28 protein-coding genes and 1 pseudogene are annotated in these 25,735 nt (G+C 71.9%); 12 read left to right on the top strand and 17 right to left on the bottom strand.

The window, feature by feature from the left end; translation table 11 throughout:
• Positions 1-30: 30 nt before the first annotated feature.
• Complete coding sequence (locus MTP10_RS31245) at positions 31-888, bottom strand: SDR family NAD(P)-dependent oxidoreductase (protein WP_310713772.1); 858 nt, start codon at positions 886-888, stop codon at positions 31-33.
• 91 nt (positions 889-979) lie between these two features.
• Between MTP10_RS31245 and MTP10_RS31250 the strand changes: the two genes are divergently transcribed.
• Positions 980-1,591, top strand: a complete 612-nt coding sequence (locus MTP10_RS31250) for a TetR family transcriptional regulator (protein WP_310713774.1) — start codon at positions 980-982, stop codon at positions 1,589-1,591.
• A 134-nt stretch (positions 1,592-1,725) separates the two neighbouring features.
• Here the strand turns inward: MTP10_RS31250 and MTP10_RS31255 are convergent, their stop codons facing one another.
• The 7 genes from MTP10_RS31255 to MTP10_RS31285 all read right to left on the bottom strand — a co-directional run bounded on the left by MTP10_RS31255 (position 1,726) and on the right by MTP10_RS31285 (position 8,167).
• Positions 1,726-2,676, bottom strand: a complete 951-nt coding sequence (locus tag MTP10_RS31255; RefSeq protein ID WP_310713775.1) for a catechol 2,3-dioxygenase — start codon at positions 2,674-2,676, stop codon at positions 1,726-1,728.
• 12 nt (positions 2,677-2,688) lie between these two features.
• Entirely contained in the window at positions 2,689-3,807 is a 1,119-nt protein-coding gene (locus MTP10_RS31260; RefSeq protein ID WP_310713777.1) for a 4-oxalomesaconate tautomerase, read from the bottom strand.
• Positions 3,804-4,514 carry a 4-carboxy-4-hydroxy-2-oxoadipate aldolase/oxaloacetate decarboxylase gene (locus MTP10_RS31265; RefSeq protein WP_310713779.1) on the bottom strand — a complete coding sequence of 237 codons (711 nt, stop codon included), beginning with the start codon at positions 4,512-4,514 and terminating at the stop codon, positions 3,804-3,806. Before MTP10_RS31265 ends, MTP10_RS31260 begins: the two co-directional genes overlap by 4 nt.
• Positions 4,511-5,263 (bottom strand): PIG-L deacetylase family protein, encoded by a 753-nt coding sequence (locus MTP10_RS31270; RefSeq protein WP_310713781.1) that lies wholly within the window; start codon positions 5,261-5,263, stop codon positions 4,511-4,513. The genes MTP10_RS31265 and MTP10_RS31270 overlap by 4 nt, the downstream gene beginning before the upstream one ends.
• Before the next feature lie 47 nt (positions 5,264-5,310).
• On the bottom strand, positions 5,311-5,964 hold the full coding sequence (locus MTP10_RS31275) for a GntR family transcriptional regulator (protein WP_310713783.1): 654 nt from the start codon (positions 5,962-5,964) through the stop codon (positions 5,311-5,313).
• 134 nt (positions 5,965-6,098) lie between these two features.
• The gene (locus MTP10_RS31280; RefSeq protein ID WP_310713785.1) at positions 6,099-7,436 is read right to left on the bottom strand and encodes a GH39 family glycosyl hydrolase; all 1,338 of its coding nucleotides are present in this window, start codon (positions 7,434-7,436) and stop codon (positions 6,099-6,101) included.
• A gap of 203 nt (positions 7,437-7,639) precedes the next feature.
• Complete coding sequence (locus tag MTP10_RS31285) at positions 7,640-8,167, bottom strand: MarR family transcriptional regulator (RefSeq protein ID WP_310713787.1); 528 nt, start codon at positions 8,165-8,167, stop codon at positions 7,640-7,642.
• Between the two features lie 121 nt (positions 8,168-8,288).
• Here MTP10_RS31285 and MTP10_RS31290 point away from each other — a divergent pair, with 121 nt between their 5' ends.
• Entirely contained in the window at positions 8,289-9,182 is an 894-nt protein-coding gene (locus MTP10_RS31290; RefSeq protein WP_310713789.1) for an NAD-dependent epimerase/dehydratase family protein, read from the top strand.
• 44 nt (positions 9,183-9,226) lie between these two features.
• Here the strand turns inward: MTP10_RS31290 and gap are convergent, their stop codons facing one another.
• The gene (gene gap, locus MTP10_RS31295) at positions 9,227-10,231 is read right to left on the bottom strand and encodes a type I glyceraldehyde-3-phosphate dehydrogenase (protein WP_310713792.1); all 1,005 of its coding nucleotides are present in this window, start codon (positions 10,229-10,231) and stop codon (positions 9,227-9,229) included.
• Positions 10,232-10,309: 78 nt separating this feature from the next.
• Between gap and MTP10_RS31300 the strand changes: the two genes are divergently transcribed.
• Positions 10,310-10,777: a MarR family transcriptional regulator gene (locus tag MTP10_RS31300; protein ID WP_310713794.1), complete on the top strand. Its 468-nt coding sequence runs from the start codon at positions 10,310-10,312 to the stop codon at positions 10,775-10,777.
• A gap of 218 nt (positions 10,778-10,995) precedes the next feature.
• The gene (locus MTP10_RS31305; protein ID WP_310713796.1) at positions 10,996-12,192 is read left to right on the top strand and encodes an NAD(P)/FAD-dependent oxidoreductase; all 1,197 of its coding nucleotides are present in this window, start codon (positions 10,996-10,998) and stop codon (positions 12,190-12,192) included.
• A gap of 21 nt (positions 12,193-12,213) precedes the next feature.
• On the opposite strand, the gene MTP10_RS31310 is transcribed toward MTP10_RS31305, so the two are convergent.
• Entirely contained in the window at positions 12,214-12,822 is a 609-nt protein-coding gene (locus MTP10_RS31310; RefSeq protein WP_310713798.1) for a dihydrofolate reductase family protein, read from the bottom strand.
• A 283-nt stretch (positions 12,823-13,105) separates the two neighbouring features.
• Here MTP10_RS31310 and MTP10_RS31315 point away from each other — a divergent pair, with 283 nt between their 5' ends.
• Positions 13,106-13,780: a DUF4328 domain-containing protein gene (locus MTP10_RS31315; RefSeq protein ID WP_310713800.1), complete on the top strand. Its 675-nt coding sequence runs from the start codon at positions 13,106-13,108 to the stop codon at positions 13,778-13,780.
• Between the two features lie 20 nt (positions 13,781-13,800).
• Here MTP10_RS31315 and tnpA read toward each other — a convergent pair.
• Positions 13,801-14,055: pseudogene (tnpA, locus tag MTP10_RS31320) on the bottom strand (IS200/IS605 family transposase); the annotation flags it as partial.
• A gap of 25 nt (positions 14,056-14,080) precedes the next feature.
• On the opposite strand from tnpA, the gene MTP10_RS31325 reads away from it, so the two are divergent.
• Positions 14,081-15,223, top strand: a complete 1,143-nt coding sequence (locus MTP10_RS31325) for an RNA-guided endonuclease InsQ/TnpB family protein (RefSeq protein ID WP_397334537.1) — start codon at positions 14,081-14,083, stop codon at positions 15,221-15,223.
• A 55-nt stretch (positions 15,224-15,278) separates the two neighbouring features.
• Here MTP10_RS31325 and MTP10_RS31330 read toward each other — a convergent pair whose 3' ends face one another.
• Together MTP10_RS31330 and MTP10_RS31335 are read right to left on the bottom strand one after the other, a co-directional pair.
• Positions 15,279-16,088 carry a methyltransferase domain-containing protein gene (locus MTP10_RS31330; protein WP_310713802.1) on the bottom strand — a complete coding sequence of 270 codons (810 nt, stop codon included), beginning with the start codon at positions 16,086-16,088 and terminating at the stop codon, positions 15,279-15,281.
• Between the two features lie 98 nt (positions 16,089-16,186).
• A complete protein-coding gene (locus MTP10_RS31335; RefSeq protein WP_310713805.1) occupies positions 16,187-16,804 on the bottom strand; it encodes a LysE family translocator in 618 nt (205 codons plus the stop codon).
• A gap of 110 nt (positions 16,805-16,914) precedes the next feature.
• On the opposite strand from MTP10_RS31335, the gene MTP10_RS31340 reads away from it, so the two are divergent.
• Positions 16,915-17,367: an Lrp/AsnC family transcriptional regulator gene (locus tag MTP10_RS31340; protein WP_310713806.1), complete on the top strand. Its 453-nt coding sequence runs from the start codon at positions 16,915-16,917 to the stop codon at positions 17,365-17,367.
• Between the two features lie 4 nt (positions 17,368-17,371).
• On the opposite strand, the gene MTP10_RS31345 is transcribed toward MTP10_RS31340, so the two are convergent.
• Entirely contained in the window at positions 17,372-18,064 is a 693-nt protein-coding gene (locus MTP10_RS31345) for a hypothetical protein (protein ID WP_310713808.1), read from the bottom strand.
• 152 nt (positions 18,065-18,216) lie between these two features.
• On the opposite strand from MTP10_RS31345, the gene MTP10_RS31350 reads away from it, so the two are divergent.
• Positions 18,217-18,720, top strand: a complete 504-nt coding sequence (locus tag MTP10_RS31350; protein ID WP_310713809.1) for a potassium channel family protein — start codon at positions 18,217-18,219, stop codon at positions 18,718-18,720.
• A gap of 408 nt (positions 18,721-19,128) precedes the next feature.
• Here the strand turns inward: MTP10_RS31350 and MTP10_RS31355 are convergent, their stop codons facing one another.
• Positions 19,129-20,244, bottom strand: a complete 1,116-nt coding sequence (locus tag MTP10_RS31355) for a HAMP domain-containing sensor histidine kinase (protein WP_310713811.1) — start codon at positions 20,242-20,244, stop codon at positions 19,129-19,131.
• 53 nt (positions 20,245-20,297) lie between these two features.
• Positions 20,298-20,936, bottom strand: a complete 639-nt coding sequence (locus MTP10_RS31360; protein ID WP_310713813.1) for a response regulator transcription factor — start codon at positions 20,934-20,936, stop codon at positions 20,298-20,300.
• A gap of 252 nt (positions 20,937-21,188) precedes the next feature.
• Between MTP10_RS31360 and MTP10_RS31365 the strand changes: the two genes are divergently transcribed.
• Positions 21,189-22,724: a hypothetical protein gene (locus MTP10_RS31365; RefSeq protein WP_310713816.1), complete on the top strand. Its 1,536-nt coding sequence runs from the start codon at positions 21,189-21,191 to the stop codon at positions 22,722-22,724.
• Positions 22,725-22,747: 23 nt separating this feature from the next.
• Here the strand turns inward: MTP10_RS31365 and MTP10_RS31370 are convergent, their stop codons facing one another.
• On the bottom strand, positions 22,748-23,359 hold the full coding sequence (locus MTP10_RS31370; protein WP_310713818.1) for an SUKH-4 family immunity protein: 612 nt from the start codon (positions 23,357-23,359) through the stop codon (positions 22,748-22,750).
• Between the two features lie 216 nt (positions 23,360-23,575).
• Between MTP10_RS31370 and MTP10_RS31375 the strand changes: the two genes are divergently transcribed.
• The 3 genes from MTP10_RS31375 (at position 23,576) to MTP10_RS31385 (ending at position 25,697) form a co-directional block, all read left to right on the top strand.
• Positions 23,576-24,106 (top strand): PadR family transcriptional regulator, encoded by a 531-nt coding sequence (locus tag MTP10_RS31375; RefSeq protein ID WP_310713820.1) that lies wholly within the window; start codon positions 23,576-23,578, stop codon positions 24,104-24,106.
• A gap of 131 nt (positions 24,107-24,237) precedes the next feature.
• Positions 24,238-25,251, top strand: coding sequence for an alpha/beta fold hydrolase (locus tag MTP10_RS31380; RefSeq protein WP_310713822.1), 1,014 nt, complete (start codon positions 24,238-24,240; stop codon positions 25,249-25,251).
• Positions 25,248-25,697, top strand: a complete 450-nt coding sequence (locus MTP10_RS31385) for a nitroreductase family deazaflavin-dependent oxidoreductase (RefSeq protein ID WP_310713824.1) — start codon at positions 25,248-25,250, stop codon at positions 25,695-25,697. The genes MTP10_RS31380 and MTP10_RS31385 overlap by 4 nt, the downstream gene beginning before the upstream one ends.
• Positions 25,698-25,735 lie beyond the last annotated feature (38 nt).

Consider the following 25,735-nt stretch of genomic DNA (forward strand, 5'->3'; position numbering starts at 1 on the left):
CGCGGGGGAGCGGCGGGCACGGCCTCACGCTCACCCGCCCAGGCCGAGCATGCGCCTGAACAGGGCGTCCACGGCACGGTCCGGCAGCGCGCGCTGGAGCCGGGTGAGCAGCTTGGCGTGGCCGCCGACGGGGTAGCGCGTTCTCGGCCGCCGGGCGGTCAACGCCGTCACGACGGCGCGGGCGATCGTCTCGGGCGGGCTGCCGCTGCGCCGGTGGTTCGCGGCGATCTTCTCGATGACGTGTCCGAACGCGTCGCCGTAGTCGGCGCGGCCCTGGGGGGAGAACCGGTCGGCGATCGCCCGCCGGCCGCTCGCCACCAGCTTGGCCGGGGCGTCGCTGCGGGTGGCGCCCGGCTCGACGATGCTGACGTGCACGCCCCACGGGCGCAGCTCCATGCGCAGCGCGTCGGTGACGGAGACGAGGCCGTGCTTGGCGGCGGTGATCGGGCCGAGGAACGGCAGCGTGATGCGCCCGCCCTCCGAGCCGACGTTGACGATCCGGCCCCGGGCGCGCTTGACCAGCGGCAGGAACGCCTGCGTCACGGCGAGCTGGCCGGTCAGGTTGACCTCGAGGTGACGCCTGAACTCCTCCAGGGGCACCAGCTCGATCGGCCAGGGCGCGCCGATGCCGGCGTTGTTGACGAGGCCGGCCAGCCCCGACGCGCCGACGGTCCGCTCCACCCGGTGGACGGCGGCCGCGATCGACTCCTCGTCCGTGACGTCGATGCGGACCGGGACGATCCCGCCTCCGGACGCGGCCCGCAACGCCTGGCCGTCCGCCTCCTTGCGCACTCCGGCGAAGACCGTGAAGCCCCGGGCATGGAGGGCCAGCGCCGAGGCCCGGCCGATCCCTGACGACGTTCCGGTGATCACTACGGCTGGTGACATGCCGAACCCCTCACGGAATAACTCAACGATGGTGAGTTGAACGTAGACGACGCCGGCGCCGAACTCAACAAGGGTGAGTTACTCTGCCGGGGTGACCGAGACACGTCAGAAGGGAGCCGGCGGGCGACGGCCGGGAGTGTCGGGAACGCGCGAGGCGATCCTGGCGGCCGCCCAGCGGAGCTTCGCCGAGCATGGATACCTGGCGACCACCATCCGCGGCGTCGCGTCGGCCGCCGGCGTCGATCCCGCGCTGATCCTGCAGTTCTTCGGCAGCAAGGACGGGCTCTTCGACGCCGCCCTGCGGGCCGATCCACCCACCCGGCCCCTGACGGCGCTGGTGCGCGACGGCGACGTCGACCACCTGGGGGAGCGGCTGGCGAGGCGTTATCTGGAGCTCTGGGAGGCCCCGGACACCGGAGCCCGGCTGCTCGCGATCGTGCGCGGCGCGTCGGCCTCGCCCAGCGCGTCGGCGATGGTGGCCTCGTTCATGACCGACGAGGTGATGCTGCCCCTCGCCCGCGCCATCGGCACCGACCGGGCCGAGCTGCGCGCGAGCCTCACGGGCGCGCACCTGCTGGGCGTGGCGACGGCCCGGTACGTGCTGAAGGTCGAGCCGCTCGCCTCGCTCGAACGCGAAGCGCTCGTCGCCATCCTGGCCCCCCTCGTGCGGCACCACCTGACCGGTGATCTGGGACGGCCGTGAGCCTGACCTGGCCGCCCGACGGTCCGCGCCTTCGGTGCTGGCCCCATCACCGCCCCAGAGAATCCCCCCGATGTCCACCGCCCACGTCGTCGTCACCGTCCTGGCCGGCGCCCGGGTGGGTTCGCAGGGCGGGCTCAGTCGAGTGGCGGGGTGCCGTGCGTATGGAACGATTCGATCGTCTTCAGGCCCCACGCCTGGCCCTTGGCCCGCTCGGCCTGGGTCCAGGTGATCAGCGGCCAGTCGGGGGCGAGCACCAGCCGGGTCAGGGGGTTGCACAGCTCGATCCGGTTGCCGCCCGGCTCGTAGACGTACAGGAAGAACGTCTGCTGGATGGCGTGCTTGTGCGGACCGGTCTCGATGTGCACGCCGTTGTCCAGGCACAGGTCGGCGGCCCGCAGGATGTCCTCGCGGGAGTCGGTGGCGAACGCGACGTGGTGCAGGCGCCCTCGCGACCCCGACCGGTCCTCGGTGTAGACGATGTCGTACGACTTGTTGGTGAAGGTCAGCCACTGCGCGCTGAGCCTGCCGCTGTCGAGCACGATCTGCTCGGTCGGCCGGGCGCCGAGCAGCCGGTGCGTGAAGCCGGAGCTGGGCGCGACCTCGGCGGCCAGGAAGTTGACGTGGTCGAGCCGCCGCACGCCGACGCCCTGGCACGGCTTGGCCTGCGGCTGGTTCTTCAGCCCGGGACGCAGCTCGGGCGGCGCCTCGTACCACTCGCTCTCCCAGTACAGGGCGATCTCGTGCCCGTCCGGGTCGCGGGTGACGTACAGCGGCCCGATCCCGGGCTCGTCCTCCACCCACGCGCCGCCCATGCCGGCCTCCTCCAGGGCCTTGACGCGGGCGTTCAGCGCCTCCTCGCTCGACGTGCGCAGCGCCGTGCGGCGCAGGCCCGAGGTCGGGTGGGCGGTGAGCGTGAGGCTGTGGTGCTCGTAGTCGTCCCACGTACGCAGGTACACGGACTCGCCCGAGCGGCCGTTCTCGGTCATGCCGAGCAGCTGGGTGAAGAACCACAGGCTGCGGTCGGGGTCGGGGGTGAAGAGTTCGACATGGCCGAGATGGGCGATGTCTCCCAGGGGTGGGGCCATCGGGGAGCCTCCTCAGGAGCCGGATGCGGGCGGGCGCGGGAACACCGTGCCGTCGAAGATCTTGCGGGCCGTCCGGACGACGGCGGTGCGGGCCGCGTGGGGAGCGCCGGAGGGGCCCTGCTCGACAGCGGTCTCGATGTCGAGGAACCCCGTCGGATGCTCGACGCGCACCCGGCTCCCGTTCTCGGGAAGCACGGCCAGGTCCTCGCCCACCCCGCCGGGGACGAGCAGACCGGCGGCGACGCTCGCCGCGCCCAGCACGCCGATGGCGGTGTGGCAGCGGACCGGGATGAACGTCCGGGTGCAGACGGCACCGCCGCTCCTGGGCGGCGCCAGCAGCGTGAGCTTGGGCACGGTCGTGCCGCTGACGTCGCCGAGGCCCATCAGCTCGGCCGCGGCCAGGCGGACCTCGCGCAGCCGGGCGGCCAGCGCCTCGTCCCCCTCCAACTCGGCGGGGCTCTCGTACCCGCTGACGCCGAGGCCGGCGGCCCGGAGGAGGACCACGGGCATGCCGTTGTCCACGCACGTCACCGTGACGCCGGCCGCCTCGTCGCGGACGTGGCCGGTCGGCAGCAGCGGCCGGCCGCTCGCGTCTCCGGGGAACTCGATGACGATGGCCGCGGCGGTCCCCGGCACGCCGGAGATCTCGGTGGGGCCGTCGTAGCGGACCACGCCGCCCGGGGTCGGGAAGGTGGCCGCGGCCAGCTCGCCGGTGTTGAGCATGCGGACGCGCACGGTGGTCTCGCCGTCGGCGGCCGGGACCAGCCCGCGCTCGACGGCGAACGGGCCCACCCCGGCGAGGAGGTTGCCGCAGTTCTGCCGGTCGCTGACCTGCGCGGTCTCGACGCCCGTCTGCAGGAACAGGTAGTCGACGTCGGCGGCGTCGTCGGCGGAGCGGGAGACGACCGCCACCTTGCTGGTCAGCGGGTGGGCCCCGCCCAGGCCGTCGATCTGGCGCGGGTCGGGGCTGCCCATGACGCGCAGCAGCAGGTCGTCGCGGTCCGCCCGGTCCGCCGGCAGGTCCCCGGCGAGGAAGTAGGCGCCCTTGGAGGTGCCCGCGCGCATCAGCACGCAGGGCAGCCCACCGTCCAGGATCGGGGCGCCGTGCCGGGGCGTGGGTCCGGAGGTCATGGCGCCGTCCCCTCGCGCTCGTACTCCTCGGCCGTCACGTGACGCACGCCGAGCCGGGCCAGCGTCGCGCGCAGCCCGTAGCGGTCCAGGCCCAGCTCGCCCGCGGCGAAGGCGGCCCGCGAGGCCTCCTCCTTCGCCGTCCTGGCCTCGGCCGCCTCCACGGCTGTGGCGACCAGGTCGCGGGGCACGAGCATCACCCCGTCGTCGTCGGCGAGCACCGCGTCGCCGGGCCGGACGAGCCGGCCCCCGACGACCACGGGCACGTTGACCGACCCGGCGGCGGCCTTGACCGTGCCCTGCGCGCAGACGGCCGCCGACCAGACCGGGAACCCCATCGCGCGCAGCTCGGCGGTGTCGCGCACGCCGGCGTCGATGACCAGCCCGCGCACGCCGCGCCGCTGGAGGGCCGTGGCCAACAGCTCGCCGAACATGCCGTCGGTGGACGGCGAGGTGGTGGTGACCACCAGCACGTCGCCCTGGCGGCACTGCTCGACCGCCGCGTGGATCATGAGGTTGTCGCCGGGCCGGCACAGGGCGGTCACCGCGGTGCCGCAGACGCGCACGCCCTGCTGGATCGGCCGCAGCCCCGGGCCCAGGCTTCCCGTACGGCCCAGCGCCTCGTGCACGGTCGCCACGCCGAACCCCGCCAGCGCGGCCACCGCGTCCGCGTCCGCCCGGCGGACGCCGGTGACGATCACCCCGCTCATGCCAGGACGCCCGTCACCTGCGGGTACGGCCGCATGTACGCCTCGCCGTACGTGGTGTGGGGCAGCCCCAGGTTGGGGCCGGCGTTGCGCTTGAGCTGCACGCCCCGGCGCGTGGCCAGGTCGGTGTAGTAGTCCCACAGGTGCCGCTGGGCGGGCAGGCACTCCATGGCCTTGCGCTTGGTGTCGAAGACCTCGGTGATGTCGAGCAGGACCTGCGGGGTGAAGCCGCACATCTCGGGCTGGTGCGGCTCGAAGAAGAACACCGGCGGCGCCCCGAGCGGCTCACCCGGCGCCGGGTAGCCGACGGCCTGCGCCAGCACCCGGGCCTCCAGCGCCATCCGGGCCGCCGCGGGGTGGTCGCCGTTGTACGGGTCCTCCGGCGGGTGGGTGAGCACCACCGTGGGCGCCACCTCCCGGTAGAGGCGCACCAGCTCGTCGACGAGCTCGGGCGTCTCCCGCAGCGGGTAGTCGCCGGCGTCGAGGAAGCGGATGCCGGCCCCCAGGGTGGCCGCGGCCTGCTCCGCCTCCCCGCGCCGCAGCTCCTTGATCTCGTCGAGCGATCTGCCCTCGCGCCAGGCCTTCGCGGACTCGCCGCGTTCGCCGTAGGAGAGGCACACGATCGTCACCTTCTCGCCCCGCGCGGCGGCCAGGGCGATCGCCCCGCCCGCGCGCCAGACGAAGTCGCCGGCGTGCGCGCTGACGACCAGGGTGGACGGCGCCGGAGCTGCCTGGTTCACGGCGTCTGTCATCGGGTTGTCCTCCTCGAGGGATGGGGGAGCCGTGCCACCGGACGGCGTCAGGTGTCGCTGAGCGCCTCGATGACGCTGGCCAGGTGGGCGTGCGCGGCGGCCTCGGCCGCCTTCGGGTCGCGGGCGCGGATCGCCTCGATCAGCGCCAGGTGCTCGTCGAGCGACCGCTGGGGCCGCCCGGGGCGAAGCGCGAGCTGGAAGCGGTGCCGGACCAGCTGGGCGTTGAGCCGCTCCAGCAGCTCGACCGCCACCTGCTGCCCGGAGATGTCGCGGATGCGGGCGTGCAACCGATGGTTGAGCTCCGAGTAGGTCAGGGGCTCGCCGTCGGCGACCGCCTTGGCCATCGCCTCGCCCAGCGCGGCGAGCTCGGCCGCCTGCTCGTCGGTGGCCCGCGCCGCCGCCTTGGCCGCGCACAGCCCTTCGAGCACCATCCGGCACTCGGTGATGGCGACCGCCTCCTCGACGCTGACGACCCGTACGCGGGCGCCCCGGTTGGGGATGCGCTCGACCAGGCCCGCGGCGGTCAGGTCGATCAGCGCGGCGCGGATGCTCGCCCGGGTCACCCCGAACTGCTCGGCGAGCTCGGCCTCCACCAGGCGCTGGGCGGGAACCATGTCCCCCCGCGTGATGGCTTCGCGCAGCCGTACGAGCGCGTGCTGTTTCGCCTGTTCGCCGGTGATCGGGCCGTCCCGGTGCGGCATCGTCGCCCTTTCCCTCGCGGTGTCCCAGGAGGCTAGATCTCGGGCGACAATATTGTCAACAATCTTACTGGGTATAGTGCCGACAGAGTTCGGGCGGCCGACGACCACCGTGCCCCGCCGGGGGCTGAGCGGTTCTAGCGGCCGCTCCACTTGATCTCGTACGGCTGGAGCGTGACCTGCCTGCCGTCCACGGTCGCCGTGACGGCCTTGTCCGCCGTGTTGACCGCCAGCAGCTGCTGCTCCTGCGCCAGCACGCGGACCCGTGGGTCGGAGGAGGTGACGTCCTCCAGCTCGGCCCCCGCGGGGAACCAGCGGGCGAACTCGCTCACCAGCTGCCCCGTCGGCAGCATCGAGCCGGTGCCGGGCGCCCACATGCAGGCCCGGCATTCCCCCTCCTTGGCCTGCGGGTTCCAGTACAGGGCGGTGGCGGCGCCGCTGCGGGCGAACTCCATCATCGAGACGGCCTGCACGGCCAGGCGCTTCGGCTCGGGCCAGGTGGTGCCGTCCTCCGGCACGACGTACCACTCCGACCACCAGACCGGCAGGTCACCGGTCCGCTCGCGCAGCCACGCGGTGATCGCGCCGAACTTGGCCAGCGCCCCGAACTCGTCCGGCCGCAGCTCGTGCGTCTCGGTGGGGGAGGCGCCGTCCACCACGACGAAGTCGGCGCCCTTCTTGTTCTTGAACCAGTACTCGAAGGCGTCGAGCGCGTTCTGGTTGACCACGCCCCACGGGCCGCGCAGCTCCGACGGTCCTTCGTTGTCGCTGTCAAAGCCGATGTACGGGCCGCCCACCTGGGCGTCCGGCCGGGCCGCCTTGACCGCGTCATACACCTTGTTGTACAGCTCCGTATAGCCCTTGACGTCCGCCGGCTTGGCGTGGTCCCGCCAGAAGCCCTTCAGCTCGTTCCAGACCATGAAGTACTTCACGTCGGTGTACCGGGTGGCGACGGCCGCGGCCAGCTTGGCGAAGTCGTCGAAGTGCTCCGGGTACGGGGCGTCCTCCAGGTGCTCCTTCCACGCCGACTCCTCGGTCGGGCCCTGGGGACCGCCCTTCATCCAGTCGGGGGCGCAGCACAACGTCATGACCGGGGTGGCGCCCGACTCGCGCATGAGGCTCATCCGGCTGTCGAGGTCCTCCCAGAAGAACTCGCCGGGCCGCGGCTCCGGGTTGAGCGCGCCGAAGCCCATGATGTGCTGGTTCTGCAGCATCGGCGTCCGGGCCAGCGCCCCGGCCACGTCCTGCTCGAACCGCGGGCTGACGTTGTTCGCGCTGACGCCCGTGTGGGTGAAGCCCCAGCGCGGCCAGGCGGCGTCCACCGGCGGCGGCTTGCGGATCTCACCGGCCGCGGGCGGCGAGGAGGCGCCGGACGCCTCCGAGGTGGGCGCCTTGTCGCCCGTGCCGTTGCCCGTGGTGCTCTCCGGAGTGCAGCCCGCGAGGACGAGCGCCGCCGCGACGCCCGCCGCGGCCATCCACCTGGAACGCCCCCGCCCTGACGACGCAGGGAAACCCGATGACACGTGATCCCCATCCGATCCTTGGTAGACGACGGGGATGTAGCGTTCCACGCGTGGCGTAAGGCCGTCGTGTTCCGGACCCGGTTCACAGCCAATCGTTACACCGGTCCCGGCTCATCGGGGATGGAGCGTTTCGGGCAGAAACGTAGGTTCCGGCATCAGGTGTCGGCCGGTTGCCGTCCGTTGTCTCCGAGGGAGACGAGCAGGCGGCGTAGCAGCGCGGCGAGCTGATCGCGTCCGGCCACGGGCAGTCCCTCCAGAAGCCGGCGCTCGTTGGCGAGGTGGTGTTCGACGACCTGGTTCACCAGCCGCAGCCCCTGTTCGGACAAGGAGATCAGGACACGTCGCCGATGCGCCGGGTCCACCTCGCGCTCGACCAGTCCCTTGCTCACCAGCCGGTCGACGCGGTTCGTCAACGCCGCCGAACTCACCATGCCCGCGCTGCTCAGCTCTCCTGCGCTGAGGACGTGGGGCGGCCCCGCGCGCAGCAGTGTGGCCAGCACGTCGAACTCCCAGGACTCCAGGCCGTGCTCGGCGAACTCGTCCTTGATCGCGCGTTCGAGCAGCCGTGACGCCCGGGAAAGGCGGCCGACGACCGCCATGGGGGAACAGTCCAGGTCGGGCCGCACCGCCTGCCACTCCCGAATGATCACATCGACCCCGTCCTGCTCGGTCGCGTCGGTCACGGTCTTCCCTCCCGGGTCAGGCGGCTTCTCTCACAGTCTAAGTCTTCGATGTCGAAGAGTTTGACCATGGGAGAGTTTCGACCTAAAGTTTCGACATCGAAATTTTCGAGGGAGTGTTGAGATGCGTACTCTGATCGTAGGAGCTCGTGGTTACCTGGGCTCGGCCGTCGCCGAAAGGCTGGCGGCAGCCGGCCACCAGGTCGTGGAACTCGCCCGTCCAGGCGGCGATCGGCCGGAGGAGCGGTACGAGCGGCGAATCGGCGACCTGACCGACCCGGATTCGCTCACAGCGGCGGTCACCCCCGACATCGACGCGGTGATCAATCTGGCCACGCCCACCGGTGACGCCGCCGCCGACGCCGCGGCCGTCGCGGCGTTGACCGGCCCGCTGCGCGGCACGGGGCGCGCGTTCGTCTACACCAGCGGCGTCTGGGTCCTGGGCGCCACGGGGGCGGCGACCGCCCACGAGGAAACGCCCACCGACCCGATCCCGATCGTGGGATACCGGCCCGGCATCGAACACCAGGTGCTCGCCACCGCCGAGAACGGCGTCCGCGCCACCGTGATCCGACCCGGCATCGTGCACGGTCGCGGCGGCGGCATCCCCGCCTTGCTGGTCGACCTGGCCCGCAAGCATGGGGCGCCCCTGATCATCGCGGACTCGACGGTGCGCTGGCCCATGGTCCACCTCGACGACCTGGCGGACCTTTTCGCCAGAGTGGTCGAGCAAGCGCCCGCCGGAACGCTGTGGCACGGCGTGAGCCAGCCGGCGGTTCCCGTCCGGGACCTGGCCATCGCCGCCGGCCAGGCCGCCGGAATCCTCGCCGAGCCGCGCGTCTGGCCGCTGGACCAGGCGCGAGAGGAACTCGGCGCGCTGTTCGCCGACGCCCTGGCACTCGACCAGTCCGTCAGCGGGGAGCGGGCACGCGACCGGCTGGGCTGGCAGCCCCGGCACCCCGACGCCGTCGCCGACCTGCGAGACGGCTCCTACCCCCCGGCCCGTCGTGTTTCATGAGGCGCGGAGCCACACGTTGATGGCGGCGCTGGTGACGGTGGCCCCTAGAGCGTGCCGCCCACGAGGAGGGCCAGGTCGATGAGGCGGTTGGAGTAGCCCCACTCGTTGTCGTACCAGCCGACCACCTTCACCTGTGTGCCCAGCACCCGGGTGAGCTCGGCGTCGAAGACGCAGGACGCGGGGTCGGTGACGATGTCGGTGCTGACGATGGGCGCCTCGGTGTAGGACAGCAGCCCCTTGTACGGGCCGGCGGCGGCCTCGGCGTAGGCCTCCTTGACCTCCTGCACGGTGGTCGGCCGGCGGGTGGTGACGGTCAGGTCGGTGACCGAGCCGGTGGGGACGGGCACCCGCAGGGCGAAGGCGTCGAGACGGCCCTGCAACTCGGGCAGGACCAGGCCGATGGCCTTGGCCGCCCCGCTGGAGGTGGGCACGATGTTGAGGGCCGCGGCGCGGGCGCGGCGCAGGTCCTTGTGCGGGGCGTCCTGGAGGTTCTGGTCCTGGGTGTAGGCGTGGACCGTGGTCATCATGCCCGACTCGATGCCGACGGCGTCATGCAGCACCTTGGCCAGGACGCCGAGGCAGTTGGTGGTGCAGGAGGCGTTGGAGATGATCGTGTGGCGCTCGGGGTCGTAGGCGTCGTCGTTCACGCCGAGCACGATCGTGACGTCCTCGCCGCTGGCGGGGGCGGCGATGATGACCTTCTTCGCGCCGCCCTCGACGTGCGCGCGGGCCTTGGCGGCCTGCGTGAAGACGCCGGTGGACTCGATGACCACGTCCACTCCCAGGTCGCCCCAGGGCAGGTCGGCGGGGTCGCGCTCGGCCAGCACCCTGACCGTGGCGTCACCGGCGTGGATCGCGCCCGGTTCGGCGGTGACCTCGCCGGGGAAGCGGCCCAGGATCGAGTCGTAGGCCAGCAGGTGGGCCATGGTCGCCACGTCGCCGAGGTCGTTGACCGCGACGATCTCCACGTCCGCGTTCCGCGCGACGGCGGCGCGGAAGACGTTGCGGCCGATCCGCCCGAACCCGTTGATGCCGATACGAACAGTCATGCGTACCTCTTCTCACGCTGACAGATGTGTGCGCCGACATCATAAGCATCTTATATAAGTTCGCGATATATTGGGGGGGTGGTCGAGACCCCGGACGACGACCTGGACGTGGAGGCCTTCACCGCGGCCGTCGAGAGCTTCAACCGCTTCTACATCCGGCTGCCGACGCTGGAGAAGCTGTCGTTCACGACGCTGTCGGTGCTGGACACCCTCGCGTGCGCCGACGGCCCGCTGCGGCTGACCGACCTGACCAGGACGGAGCAGGTCAGCCAGCCCGCCATCACCCAGCTCGTCACCCGGCTGGAGCGCGACGGGCTGGTCGAGCGCCGCCCCGACCCGAGCGACGGGCGCGCCGTCCTCGTCCACCTCACCGAGGCCGGCCGGCGGATCGGGCGCTCACGCCACGAGGACCGCACGCGCCATCTGGCTCCGCTGGTCGCGCAGCTGACCGCCGAGCAGCGGCGGGCGATCGCCGGCGCCCTGCCCGCGCTGGCCCGCCTGGCCGAGCTCGGCCGGACCCGGCCCCCGGGCACGCCGGGCCGGTGACGCGCCGGCTCCGTCGGCGAGCGCCCGGCTGACCCCCGAGGCCCAGCACCCGCCCCAGGTCGGACGTACGTCTTCGACCAGCGCGACGTCGCCGCGTCGGCCCGTCCACACACACCTCCTGGTCGATGCATGCCGCGCCGCCGGGGGTTGACACGCCGGTGCCGTCTACGTGAACAATGTACACGTTAACGGTGTTCACCTAGGACGGGAGGGTCACGGTGACACGGATTCTGGTGATCGGGGCAGGGCTCGGCGGGCTGACGCTCGCGCACGCACTGGTCCGCGCCGGCCTGGACGTACGCGTGTACGAGGCCGACGACGGCAGCGGCGAGCGGGCCCAGGGCTACCGGATCGGGCTCGCGCCGCCGGCGATGGAGGCGTTGCGCGGCAGCTTGCCGCAACGGCTGTACGAGCTGGTCGAGGCCACCAGCGGCAGCCTGGCCGGGCCGGGGCTGCTGTTCGACGAGCAGCTCACGCTGCTGAGCGGCGACCTGCCGGGACCGCCGGAGGAGGCGAGGGCGTTCGACCGGCAGGTGCTGCGCCGGATCCTGCTCGGGGACCTCGGGCGGCGGGTCGAGCACGGCAAGCGGCTGACAGGCGTCGCCGAGGAGGCGGACGGGACCGTGACCGCGCGTTTCGCCGACGGCACGCGGGCCACGGGCGAGGTGCTGGTCGGCGCCGACGGCGGGAACTCCGTGGTGCGGCGGTACCTGGCGCCCGAGGTGGGGCTCGTCGACGCGGACCTGTGCGGGGCGATGGGCCGCACCCCGCTCACCGGCCGCTTCCTGGAGCTGGTGCCGGGGCGCGGCACGATGGTGAAGGGCCCCGGCACCACGCTGATGCTGGGTCGGATGGAGTTCGGCAGGGAGCCGTCCGCGGCCGCCGCCGAGCTGGCCCCCGGCCTGGACATGCCGTACCGGGACAGCTATGTGCGATGGGTGCTGCTGGTGCCGCCGGGGCACCCGGCGGCACGCGAGAGCGGCCGGAGCGACGCGCGCGAGCCGGTGCTGGAGCTCATCGACGGATGGCACCCCGACCTGCGGGACCTGGTGCGCGGTGCCGACATGAGCGCCGTCGGCCGGTCCAAGGTCTTCGACCGGCCGATGCCGCCCTGGCCGGCAGGCCGCGTCACGCTGCTCGGCGACGCCGCGCACCTCACCCTGGCCAGCGGCGGCAACGGGGCGAACACCGCGCTGCTGGACGCCGTCCTGCTGGCCGAGCTGCTGGCCGAGGCCGGCCGGGGCGAGCGCGACCTCGCCTCGGCGCTCGCGGAGTACCAGGCGGAGCTGCTGGAGCGCGGGAACGCGGCGGTGGAGGCCGGCAAGCGGGCGCAGAGCAGGTTCGTCCCGTCCGCCGTCCCGTCCTCCGTCGCGGGCGCCGGGAAGGAGGAGCGTCCGGTCGGAGGGACACCCTGAACGGCCCGGGCCGCGTGCGCGTCAGACGACGGAGCCGTACGAGGGCTTGCCCGCCCAGTCGTAGGTGACGTAGACGACGCCGGCGCCCGTGGTCCTCGATCCGGTGAGCTTCAGCCCGGCAGGGGCGGTGCCCTCGGCGAACAGGCGCTTCCCCTCGCCCAGGATGACGGGGAAGACCAGCAGGCGGTACTCGTCCACCAGCTCGGCCCGCTGCAGGGTGCGCAGCAGGTCGCTGCTGCCCTGGACGAGGATCTCGCCGTCGGTCTCGCGCTTCAGGTCGGCGACCGTCTGGGCGGCGTCGCCCACCAGCACCCGGGTGTTGCGCCACGTGGCGTCCATCGGCGACCTCGTGGTGACGTACTTGGGCATGCTGTTGATCTCGGCGCCGCCCTCCTCGTCGGGCACGTTCGGCCAGTGCGAGGAGAGGATGTCGTACGACCGGCGGCCCAGGAGCATCCCGTCCGCGCGGGCGAGCTGCTCGCCCATGATCTCGCCGAAGCCCTCGTCCACGTGCGGGGGCAGCCATCCGCCGTGCGGGAAGTCGTGGGAGTCGTCCTCGCCGGGGCCACCGGGACCCTGCATGACGCCGTCCAGTGAAAGGAACGCCGAGACCACCAGCCTGCTCGCCATCTTCTGCTCCCTGTGTCGCGTTTCGTCGCGGCGCCCCCGTGAGGGCCGCCGTCCTCATGTGCCTTCAGCTTGGCGCAGCCCATTTACGGCTTCCTTAAGGCTTTCCTACGGTGCGAGCGGGCGCGGCCGGGGAGTCCCAAGTTGATCACAAAAGGGTGCGGGGTGGAAGACGCCCTCCCGCGGGGCCCGCCGTGCCGGTGATACTGGCGGGTCGTCCCATCGGATCCGTTGTGAAGGGCGTGACGTGTACCCCCCATCGTCGCCATCGGCATGGCAGCCACCGTTGCCGCTGCTGCCGGTACGCAGCCTGGCCAACCTCGCTCTCGGCGCGCTCGCGCTCGACTGCCTGGCGGGCCTGGCGTCCGCCGCGTCGGACGTGTGGGAGGTGTCGGTCATCGACCGCCTGCTGACCGACCCCTACTCGGTCAGCGACGCCGAGCTCGACGCGAGCGACCTCGTCTACACCGGCTCGGCGTTCGTGCAGACGGGGACGTTCGTGGTGGCCGCCGTGGCGTTCCTCGTCTGGCTCTTCCGGGTCCGGTCGAACGCCGAGCTGCTGGCGCCGGACGGGCACCGGCATCCCAGGCCCTGGCTGGTCCTCGCCTGGGCGGTGCCGATCGTCTGCTGGTGGTACCCCAAACAGCTGGTCGACGACATCTGGGCCGCCTCCCGGCCGGCCGCCCCGCCGCGCCGGCTCCGGGTGATCACCGCCTGGTGGACGCTCTGGGTGCTCACCTCGTCGGTGACCTACGTGGCGAGCCGCGTCCTCGGCCAGGCCGACGAGGTGGAGTCCCTGGACGATCTGGAGGGCCTGGCGGTCGTGGCCATGGCCGACATGGGGAGCGTCGCGCTGTGGATCGTCGTCGCGGCCCTGGCGGCGTCGATGATCGGCCGCATCACCGACGCTCAGGAAGCCCTGACCACGAGGCAGGTGGCCGTTCAGCGGAATCTGGCGTGAAACCCCGGGCGTTCACGCCCGACCAGGACCGACAGGGCCACTTTGGGCGGGTAGCGGACCAGCAGGTGCACATGATCGTGCTCGCCGTCGAACTCGACCAGGACGGCGCCGAAGGTGTCGAACACCTCGATCATGATGGCTTCACAGCGGCGCAGCATCTCGTCGGTGAACACGTTCCGCCGGTATATGGGGGTGAAGACCACATGGGCGTGAAGGCTGCAGACGACGGTGCGCCCCCGGCGGATATCGGGATCGGATTCCCATCGCGGCGACATGGACCGAGCGATAATGTGTTCGATGATGAGGCTGGTGGTGCAGGTGAAGCTCCTGCCGACGCCCGAGCAGGGTGCGGCGCTGGAGGCGACCCTGCGCGCGGTCAACACGGCCGCCTGCCATGTCTCCCGCCAAGCCCATGAGCAGCGCACGTTTCGCAACTACGACCTGCGCAAGCACACCTACACGCAGATCAAGGACGGGTACGGGCTGGCCGCCCAGGCCGCGCAGCACGTCATCAAGAAGGTCGCCGACGCCTACGCCACCCTGCATGCCAATATCCGAGCCGGGAACCTGGGCAAGGTGGGCTCCGCCCGCCGGGTACGGGCCGAATCCACGTCGATCGCCTTCCGCGCCGACGCCGCCCAGCCGTTCGACGACCGCTGCCTGTCCTGGCAGATCGCCGCGCGGACGGTGTCGATCTGGTCGGTGACCGGGAGGCTGAAGAACCTGAGGTTCACCGCCTCCGCCGAACAGCTCAAGACCCTGTCGGCACACCGCAAGGGCGAGTCCGATCTCCTCTACCGCGACGGCATGTGGTTCCTGATCGCGACCTGCGACATGCCCGACCCCCGCATCAAGGACCCGGACGCCTTCCTGGGGGTGGATCTGGGCATCGTCAACATCGCCACCACCAGCACCGGCAGCCGACACTGCGGCAAGGGGTTGAACGCTGTCCGCCACCGCCAGCGCGAGCTGCGCCGCCGCTTGCAGGCCAAGCGCACCAAGTCCGCCAAGCGGCTACTGAAAAAACGGCGCCGGGCCGAGGCACGGTTCGCCGCCAACACCAACCATGTCATCGCCAAGCAGATCGTGACCGAGGCAGAACGCACCGGGAACGGCATCGCCCTGGAAGACCTCCACGGCATCCGGGACCGGGTACGGCTTCGCAAGCCCCAGCGGGTCACGCTGCACACGTGGAGCTTCCACCAGCTCGGCCGATTCATCGCCTACAAGGCTGCCCGCACCGGGGTCGCGCTCGTCCACGTCGACCCCGCCTACACCTCGCAGGGGTGCTCGGCGTGCGGGCACGTGGACAAGCGCAACCGGCCCAACCAGGAAACCTTCCGCTGTACGTCGTGCGGCTTCGCTGAGCACGCCGACGTCAACGCAGCCCGCAACATCGCCGCACGCGGTGTGACGGACTGGGCAGTGAGTCACGCTGCCTGACGCGGACCAGACCCCGTCGAAGCCATCGACGGCCAGGAGCTGCAAGCTCGGTCGTTCACGGCCGAGAAGCTGACATGTGACGGTCCCGGTAGGCGGCGGTCAGCATGTGGCCGCTGACGCCGAGGAGCGACGGCACGCTCTCCATGGAGCGCTGGGCGTCGAGGAGGAGCGTGCGGCGTTCCGGGTCGTCGAGCCAGTCGTCGATGTCGCCGTAGAGCCAGAAGGCGCCCTCCAGCCCGTACCGCCGGGCCTCGGGCAGCCCGGCGTCGGCGAACTCGCCCGGAACCTCGTCCGGATCGTGGAAGTAGGCGGTGAAGCCGCGCCCGGGAGAGAGCATGATCCCGTCGGTCGCGGCGGCGTGCGCCGCCTGCCGCTCAGGCTCGCCCAGGTAGTCGCCCAGGTAGACGGTGTCGTGCACGGCCGCGTGACGGTTGATGGTCGCGGCCGCCACCAGGCCGCCAGGCCGTACGGCACGCCGGGCCTCCGACAGGGCCCGCACCCGGTCGGTTCGCTCGGAAAGGTGGTAGAGCGGCCCCAGCAGCAGAACCGCGTCCACGCTCGCGTCCGGAACCGGCAGATGCCGGGCGTCGCCCAGCCGCGCGCTCACCCCGCGCAACTCCGCGGCGCGCTCGACGTGCAGGGGGACCGGATCCAGCAACTCCACGTCGTAGCCGTCGGCGCTCAGCCACTCGGCGTGCACCCCGGTTCCGCCGCCCACGTCCAGCACGCGCGCCGGCGCCGGCGGCAGTGTCCGGCGCAGCACGTCCTGCGTGCGCCAGAACTCCCACCGGCCGCGCCCCTCGCGCAGCCTGCCGTGCTCCCTGTCCTGCTCGTAGTAGGCGAGCAGCTCCCGTGTCACCGTCATACCCGATCATGTGCGGGGGCCCGGACCTCCGGCAAGCGGTTTGTCGGCCGCTCGCTCGCCGCTTGCCCGCCGCGCGCCGAGGTTTCCGCCGTACGCCGTCAGCGCAGCAGGTGGTCGATGATGAGCCAGGCGCCGATGGCGGCCATGGCGGCTCCCGACAGGCGGCTGATGAGGCGGGCGGCGGCGGGGCGGCCGTGCAGGACGACCCGGGTGAGCCGGCCCACGCCGAGGTAGAACAGCCCGCAGGTGATCATGAAGGTCAGGCCGAGCACGCCGATCTGCGCGGACACCGGCCAGGCGCCGTGCAGGTTCGTGAACTGCGGGAGCAGGGCGAGGAAGATCAGCAGGCCCTTGGGGTTGAGCGCGCTGACGCCGATGCCGCGCAGGAAGACGGCCCGGTCGGTGCCGGCGGCGGCCTCCCGCGGGGAGGCGGGGGTGGAGGGACGGGCGAAGGTCATGGCGCCGTGCCACACCAGGTAGAGGCCGCCCACCAGGGTGAGGCCGGTGAGGATGACCGGGTTCCCGGCGACCAGGGCGCCCACGCCGGCCGCGACGACGACGGTGATGGCCGCGTAGCCGACGACCAGCCCGCCCACCGCCGGGCCCACGGAGCGGCCGCGCAGCCCCGCGCCGATGGTGAACGCCCAGTCGGCGCCCGGGACGACGATGAGCAGGAGTGCGACCGCCCAGAAGGCGAGCACGGAACTGGCGGCCATGGAGCAGAATCCCCCCGCTAGCTGGTCATATGGGAAGAATAGTGCTCGTGACGCCGAAGAGGCTTCCAACTTTCGCCCGCCAGAGGCGTCTTGGTGGAAGGATCTGCTCCATGGACGCGATCGACCGGAAGATTCTTGCGCTGCTGCAGCAGGACGGCCGTCTGACGGTCACCGAGCTGGCGGCGCGGGTGGGCCTCAGCGTGTCGCCGTGCCATCGCCGGCTCCGGGAGCTCGAACGCGGCGGGACGATCCGCGGCTACCGGGCGATCGTGGACGCCGCGGCCCTCGGGCTGACGTTCCAGGCGCTGGTGTTCGTCACCATGCGCCAGGAGGACCGCGAGACGCTCCTGGGGTTCGAGGCGGCCGTCGCCCGGGTGCCGGAGGTGGTGCAGGCGCAGCGGCTGTTCGGCGACCCCGACTACCTGCTGCGGATCGTCACCGCCGACCTGACCGCGTACCAGGAGCTGGAGGACGACGTCCTGGCCGCGCTCCCCGGCGTGCAGAGGCTCAACTCCACCCTCGTGATGAAGCACGTGGTGGACGACCGGCCCCTGCCCACGTGACGGCCTACCCCTGGGCCGGGACGGCCGTCCTGTCGTGGACGGCGGACGGGTAGTAGGCGGCCCACGCCTCGTCACCCATGCGCAGGATCTTCAGCCCCGTCCAGCCCAGGCCGATCACCGGCAGGGCCCAGAACGCCACGGTCACGGGCCCGTACTCCAGGGGGAAGGAGGCGACGTACCCGACGAACACCAGCAGCGGCACCCACCAGCCGACGAAGCCCGCCCGCCACACGGCCACGGTCAGCAGCGGCAGGCCGAGGACCGCGAAGAAGATCCACGGCATGTGGAAGCCGATGACGACGCCGGGCAGGTTCAGCATCTCGTCGAGGATCTTCTGCGCCTGCTCCGGCGGGTAGTGCCGGCCCAGCCACCACTCGACCGGGTCGCTCATCAGCAGCGCGGAGGTGGAGATGTACCCGATGACCGTCGCCGCGCCCGCGATGTGGCCGAGCCTGGTCGCCTTGCGCCGGGTGAGATGGGCCAGCCCGAGGGCCGCGACGGCCATCAGCATCCAGCTCCAGTGGTACAGCGCCGATTCGGTCTGCGCGAGCGCGGGGTTGTCGCCGTAGCTGACGGCCTCCCTGTCGTCGCCCCAGGTGCCGGGATCGACGACGACGGCCACGGCCTGGAGCAGCGGGGCCACGATGAGGACGGTGCCGGCCGCCACGCGGCGAAATGTCACCTGGTCGTTGAACATGCCGCTGACGTTAGAAGTCGGGGGCGCCTGCCGTCGTCCGCCTGCGGGGCGACGGGGCGTCACCTCCGAGACGGAGAAGATCCCCGACATTCTTGGGCGATTCCATACCGTGTCCCACGTTGCGCGCCGGGCGACCGCGGAACGTTGACCGCATGTCCCCTTACGGAGCCCGCATGCTGGCATGGACGCGGACGGCGGGCGCCATCGCGGTCGTCACCGGCCTCTACTTCGTCGTGCCACTGCCGCAGGCGGGGCCGGGGGCGGGAGGCGGCCTGTTCCAGTGGCGCTCCTTCGCGTCCCTGGCGGGTCTGGCCATCCTGACCTGGCTGCTCACGCGGCAGGTGCAGCGGGCGCTGCGCCCGGAACGGCTCCTGGTGGAGCAGGTCACGATGCTGCTGACCGGCGTCAACGTGGTGGTGGTCTTCTTCGCGGCCACGTACGTGGTGATGGCCGATCAGTTCGCCGGGATCCGCACCAGGCTGGACGCGCTGTACTTCGCGGTGGTGACGCTGGGCACGATCGGGTACGGCGACATCGTTCCCGTCGGCCAGGCGGCGAAGGCGGCGGTCATCGTGCAGACGGTGTTCGACCTGGTCATCGTCACCTCGGCCATCACGATCGTCGTCAGCGCGCTGCGCCCGCGCGGACGGCCATGAGGCTTTCGTCCCGGGGCTAGGCGGCGGAGGCCTCCCATTCGTGACAGGGGCTGAGGGGGTGGTGCCGGTAGATGGTGCCGACGGCCTCTCCGCTCAGCTTCAGGCTGACTTCCTGACTCACGGGGCCGCACACGCACTGCGGGGACATCTCATGCCCCACCGCGTCGTCGACCGGTCGCACGTGAACAATCTGGTGCATCGGTTTTCTCCAGGGAGAGGTAAACGCCCTGGCAGTTTACCCTCTATATGCCCATATGTCGCTTTTGTCTCTTCTATCGAGACGAGTGAGGCCGTCGGACGTCGCTCGCGTCACTGAGGTGAGGTCATGGCTCACGGGATCAACGGCGACAGTGATCTACAATGTAAAGGGCCGGGCTGTCGTGAAAATCGAGAAGCCGTCCCCTGACGTCAGAGGTCATTCGGAGGGGAGGCGTGCGCGAACCGCACGGTGACAGACAGGCCGCCTTCAGGGCGTGCACCGGTGATGAGGGTGGCGTGGTGGGCCTGCGTGACGGCGCTGACGATGGCGAGACCGAGGCCGTAGCCCTCGTGGTGGCCGTGACGCTCCGGTGCGAGTTTCTGGAAGGGTTGAAAGAGGCGCCGGATCTGGTCGCCGGGGACGGCCGGCCCGCTGTTGGTGACCGTGAGAGTCGCCTCCGTGCCGGAGGTCTGAGTGGTGACCTCGACATGCCCGCCTGCGTGGTTGTGGCGGATGGCGTTGTCGACGAGGTTGGCGACGAGGCTTTCGATCAGTCTCGGGTCTCCGGCCGTCACTGCGGGCGCCAGGTGTCCGGCGAGGTCGATGCCCTTTTTAGTGGCTTGGTCGCGGCGGGTGGCGAGCACCCCTTCGACGACCTGGGCGAGGTCGAGGGTGTCCCGGCGGGTGACGCCGCGCTCGCTGGTGGCCAGAGCGAGCAGTGCCTGGACGAGCCGCTCCTGGTGCCCGCCGAGAGCGAGGGCCTCCTGGCAGACCGAGCGCAGGGTGTCGGCGCCGGCGTCGGGGTCGGCGAGGGCGACCTCGAGGAGGGTGCGCAGGCCGGCCAGTGGGGTGAGCAGCTCGTGGGAGGCGTTGGCGACGAAGTGGCGTTGGGCGTCGAAGGAGGCTTGCAGGCGGGCGAACAGGTCGTCGAGGGTGTGGCCGAGTTCGGTCAGCTCGTCGGCGGGCTCGCCGAGAGCGAGTCGCCGGTGGAGGTCGCCGGCGGAGATGCTCTTGGCGGTGGCGGTGATGGCGCGCAGCGGGCGCAGGAACCGGCCGGCGACGAGCCAGCCGAGAGCCAGGGCGACGGGAATCAGGATGACCAGGGCGACGGCGGAGCCCATGAGGAGTTGGGGCAGGCCGATCCCGGGCCCGGCCTGGTGCATCGCGCTCGATGGGGGCCCGCCTTCGGGTGCGGCCGCATCGATGCTGACGAGCGGGACGCCGACGAGGACGAGCACGAGGACTCCGGCGGCGTAGATGCCCGCCGCGTAGGCGAGCGCCAGCCGCGTCTGCAGGGACCTTCTGGCGAGCGTCTGAGGGGTCATGGCGGTCCTACGCGTTGACGCGCTCCGCTGCACCCCGGCTGAAGGCCGGAGCACTACGGACCGAGCCGGTAGCCGGCTTCGCGGACGGTCTCGATCACAGGAGGGTCGCCGAGCTTGGCCCGCAGCCGGTGCATGGTGTGCTTGACGGCGCTGCTGAAGGGGTCGGCGGCCTCGTCCCAGACGCGTTCGAGCAGCTCCTCGGCCGAGATGACCAGGCCGGGTACGGCGAGCAGGCATTCGAGCAGGGCGAACTCGCGGGGGCTCAGGTCAAGGCGCCGGCCCGCCCGGGACGCGTTACGGCGGGCCGGATCGAGGGTGATGTCCCCGCATGCCAGGGTGGGCGGGAGCGGCGGGGCGGCGCGGCGGGCCAGGGCACGGACGCGGGCGACCAGTTCGGCGAACGCGAACGGCTTGGGCAGGTAGTCGTCGACGCGGTCCTCGATCGTGCCGGAGGCGGTGAGCATCAGGACGCGGGTCTCACAGCGGCCGTGGGCGAGCCGCCGGCAGATCTCGTCCCCGTGGACGCCGGGCAGGTCGCGGTCGAGGATCACCACGTCGTAGCGGGTGGCGGCCAGGCGGTCGAGGGCGGCGGTTCCGTCCAGGACGACGTCGACGGCCATGCCCTCGCGGCGCAGCCCCGTTCCGATGGAGCGGGCGAGGACCTCGAAGTCCTCGACGACGAGGACCCTCACCGCCGCTCACCGCCGGTCATCGTGCGGGCGCGGCGGCCCGGTCGAGGTGCCATGGTTCAACGATGCCAGATCCCGGGTCTCAGCCAGGTCGCAGCCGTTGCGACCCGGATGGAACCGGAGGCCGCGTACAACCGTCGGCATGAGTCCATCTACCAACCCGGGGATCATCGTCGCCGGGCCGCGCAAGCAATATGCGGCGGATCGGATCGAGGTGCCGGCACACCGTGCCGCGACGTCCACGGAGGTGTCACGGTGACCCCTTCCGGTACGCCTCACCGATCCGCCCGGCGGGACGGGCGGGACGGCTTCCCCCGGTTGCTGCACGAGCAGTGGACCACGTTCCGTACCTCGCGCGGCTGGGCGCTCGCCATGGCGGCCTCCGTACTGGTCACCGTGTCGCTCGGCCTGCTGATCGCCGGGGGCGTGCGCAGCAGCTGCGTGACGGGGAAGGGCGAGGGCCCCTGCCCCGCGCCGCTGGTGGGTCCCGATGGCACCGCGGTTAGGGACAAGTACTACTTCGTGCACCAGCCGCTCAAGGGGAACGGCAGCCTCACCGCCCGTGTGTCGGACATGACGGGGCAGATCCGGCTGCCGGACGCCGTACCCGGGGTGCGCAACATCAAGGAGGGGGTGGTGCCGTGGGCGAAGGCCGGGCTCCTCGTCAGGCAGAGCCTCAAGCAGGGCACACCGTATGCCGCCGTCATGCTCACCGGAGAGCACGGCGTGCGGATGCAGTACAACTTCACCCACGACGTGCCCGGCGGCCCGCACAACGGCCCGCAGTGGCTGCGGCTGACCAGGTCGGGCGACACCATCACCGGCTACGAGTCGGACGACGGCAGGACGTGGACCGCGATCGGCGCGGTCAAGCTGACCGGGCTTCCGGAGACGGTCGAGATCGGGCTGTTCGCCACCTCACCGGGAGCCTTGTGGGAGACGGCGCGAGCCTTCGCCCAGGCCACCGCCACCTTCGACCAGATCAAAGTGCAGGGCGCGAACGGTTCGTGGCGCCGCGACGACGTCGGCGTCTCCCTGGAGTCCGACGGCAGGACCCCGCATCACCCGGGCGGGGTCGTCGAGTCCGGTGACAAGCTCGTCGTGACCGGGGGTGGCGACATCGGGCCCGCCACGGTGGAGGGCGGTGTGCGCGCTGACCTCATGCTGATCGGCGGGGCCCTGGGGCTGATCCCGGTGCTCGTGGCGGGGGTCACGTTCTTCACGGCGGAACACCGGCGCGGGCCGATCGGGGCCGGCCCGCCGGCCGAGCCGCGGCCGGCGCGGCTGCTGGCGGCCAAGGCCACGGTGGTCGGCGCGGTCGCGTTCGTGGCGGGGCTGGTGGCCTCGGGGGTCGTGGTCCCTGTCGGCCTGGCGATGTTGCGTGCCCATCAGAACCCGGTCCAGCCGATCACTCCCGGCACCGAGCTGCGGGTGATCGTCGGCTACGCGGCGCTGACGGCAGCCGCCGCCGTGCTGGCCCTGGGCCTCGCCGCGCTGGTCGAGCGGGGCGTCGTCGCCATCGGGCTGGCCATCGCGCTGGTCGTCGCCCCGTACCTGCTGGCGACCGCGGGGCTGGCGCCATGGCTGCTGACGATCACCCCCGCCGCCGGGTTCGCGATCACGCAGAGCGTCCCCACGTTCGCGCATGTGGACGTGGACCGGTCGCTGCTCGGGGGCTATTACCCGCTCGCGCCATGGGCGGGTCTGGCCGTGGCCTGCGGGTACGCCGCCCTCGCCCTCGGGGCGGCGACAGCCGTGCACCGCAGGAGAGCTCCACGCGCGAAAGGCTGAGCACTTCCTCGCCTTCGTCGGCATCACCCGTAGAGCGAGCGGGCTCCCGGGCTGGTGCCCTTGAAGCGCTGGCCCGCGGCGATCTCGTCGCCGACCACCGACCAGAGGGTCTCGTCGTCCTGGAAGGGGAGCGGGTCGATGCTGCTCGTCTCCTGACGGATACGCTCGATCTCGCGCTCCAAGCGATCGAAGCCGGCCTCCTCGTCGCCGCCGCTGAAGGTGAACTCCTCGAGCAGGCGCTGGAGCCGGAAGGTGACCTGGACGAGGGAGGAGACGTCCGTGTGGAGCTCCTGCACGGTCTCCTCGTCGGGGTCGAAGGCGTGCACCTTGCCGGAGCCGGGGTCGAGGGCGAGGTGGGCGTTGAGCAGCCAGCCGATGACGGGCCATTCGCCCGCGTCCCCCGGGGCGCCCTCGAGGTCCTCGGTGTAGACGACGTCCTGGACGAGGGGCAGCCGACCGGAGTCCTCGTCAGGCTCGCGCAGCCAGAGCGTCCCGGTGGGGACGCCGACGGTCTGCAGGAGGCGGGCGCCCTCGAGGTCCGCGGTGGAGGGCGGGAAGGCGGTGGCGGGCAGGGTCGCGAGCCGGTCGTCGCCGAAGATGTCGGCGAGTTCGCTGCGGGTGACGTCGAAAAGCAACTGCCGGAACTCCGAACTCGGCGGTGGCACGGGCGCCGTGGGACTCTCAGCAGATGTTACCGGTGATCGAGTCCGACCAGGTGTTCGCGGCCCTGCCGGCGGAGGGCCCCGGACGGGGGTTCCTCGGCCGGCCTGATCGCCCGCCGACCGGCTCATACCGAGCGTGCGGGCTAACCTGGTCCGGGATGCCAGGTACCCCGGCGAGTGAGGGAGACGATGTCGGCGACGCGACTGCTGGTTCTCGGCGTGGTGCGGCAGCACGACCGGGCGCACGGCTACCTGGTGGGCTCCGAGCTGGAGTCATGGGAGACGGAGAGGTGGGCCGGGCTCAGGTCCGGCTCGATCTACCACGCCCTGCGCCAGCTGGCCAAGGAGGGGCTGCTGGACGCGAGCGAGGTGCACGACTGGCCGGGCCGCGTCGACTACGCCATCAACGAGAAGGGCGAGGCGGAGTTCCTCCAGCTGCTCAGAGCCGCCCTGCGCGTGCCCGACAGACGCCCGGAACTGCTGGGCGCGGCCCTGGTCATGCTGCCCGCGCTGCCCGTGGAGGAAGTGATCGCGCTGCTCAGGGAGCGGGTACGCGCTCTGGAGGACGAACGGGCGCGGATCGTGGCCACGGCCGGTGAGGGCGAGCGCCCAGGGCATGTGGCGGAGCTGTTCGCGCTGCGCGCCGCGCAGGCCGAGGGTGACGCCTCGTGGACCCGTGAGCTGATCGGACGGCTGGAACGGGGCGAGAAGCCCGCCTGACCGGGACGGCAAGGCGGCTGGAACGGCCGACCTGAACGGTAGGGAACCGGTTTGACGGTGGGGACGTGGGTGCGCCATAGTGCGATACCCAAATTTGGTTAACCAAATTTGGCTACATCCGAAGGAGTTCTATGCGCATCACCACCGCGGTGCTTCTGGCGCTCGCCTCGATCCCCGTCGCCTCGGCGCCCGCGACCGCGAACGCCGCCCCCGTCTGCCGATCCATCGACGCCAAGGTGGCGATGACCGCCGACGGCCCCGCCGACCAGCGCCTGGCCGGCACCCTGTGCCTCCCGCGCGGCCATGCCACCACCGTCCAGTTGCTCATCCCCGGCGGCTTCTACGGCCAGGCGTACTGGCGGATGCGCGGCGACCAGCGGCGGCCTTCGTACGTGGAGACGATGACCGCCGCCGGATACGCCACGCTGGCCATCGACCGGCTCGGCACCGGTGCGAGCTCCTACCCGCCGAGCGCCCGCTTCCGGCAGGACACCCACGAGATCGTCCTCCGCCAGCTCATCCGGCAGCTGCGCGAGGGCCGGTTGGGCGGCCGCCGGTTCGCCAAGGTCGTCCTGGTCGGGCACTCGCTGGGCTCGACACTCGCCCGCATTCTGGCCGCCCGGCACCCGGCGGAGATGGACGGCGTCATCCTGACCGGCGAGTCGAGCATGCCCGACACAGCCGCCTTCGAGCAGATGGGCGCGGGCATTTACCGCGCCGCCGACGATCCCCGCTTCGCCGGGCGCGGGCTCGACGACGGTTACCTCACCACCCGGCCCGGCCTGCGGGCCACCTGGTTCTACCACCGGCCCGACGCCGACCCCGAGGTCATCGCCGCCGACGAGGCCGCCAAGACGACCGACGTCTTCCCGCCCGGCGACTCCTACACCCCGCCCTCGATCAACAAGGGCATCCAGGTCCCCGTACTGATCGTCAACGGCGAGCACGACCGGCTGCTGGCCGGAGCCCGTACGTCCGCCGCGCTGCACGCCCAGGAGGCCCCCTTCTACGGTCCCCGCGCCGAGCTGGAGACCGTCGTGATCCCCGGCGCCGGGCACGTGCTCAACGGCCACCGCACCGCGCCCCGCTGGTTCGCGCAGGCCCGCGCGTGGTCCGACCGGCACGTGGGCGGGGCGGCCCGATGAGCCGGGAGCCGATCGACAGCCCGACCGGGTGGGTGGCCCGGCATGTCAGGAGCTACGCCGAGTCCGGCGGCGCCCGCGGTCACCTCTTCCACGGCGCGCCCACCCTGCTGATCACCACGATCGGCCGCCGCTCGGGGCTCCCACGCCGCACCGCCCTCATCTACGGGCGTGACGCCGGCCGCTACCTCCTGGTCGCCTCCAACGGCGGCGCCGACGTCCATCCGCTCTGGTTCCACAACGTGCTCGCCGAGCCACGGGTGACGGTGCAGGTCGGCGCCGAGGTGTTCGACGCGGTGGCCCGTCCGGCGGCCGAGGACGAACGGGACCGCCTCTGGGAGACGATGACCGGGCTCTGGCCGCAGTACACGGCCTACCAGCGCAAGACGTCGAGGCGGATCCCGATCGTGGTCGTCCAGCCGGGCGGCGGCGGGCGACCGATGACCTGAGAGGGGTGAAAGTTTCAGCGGCGCCGACGGTGTCCTCC

The sequence above is a fragment of the Nonomuraea sp. 3-1Str genome (genome assembly GCF_031570565.1).
In the GTDB taxonomy this organism is placed as follows: Bacteria; Actinomycetota; Actinomycetes; order Streptosporangiales; family Streptosporangiaceae; genus Nonomuraea.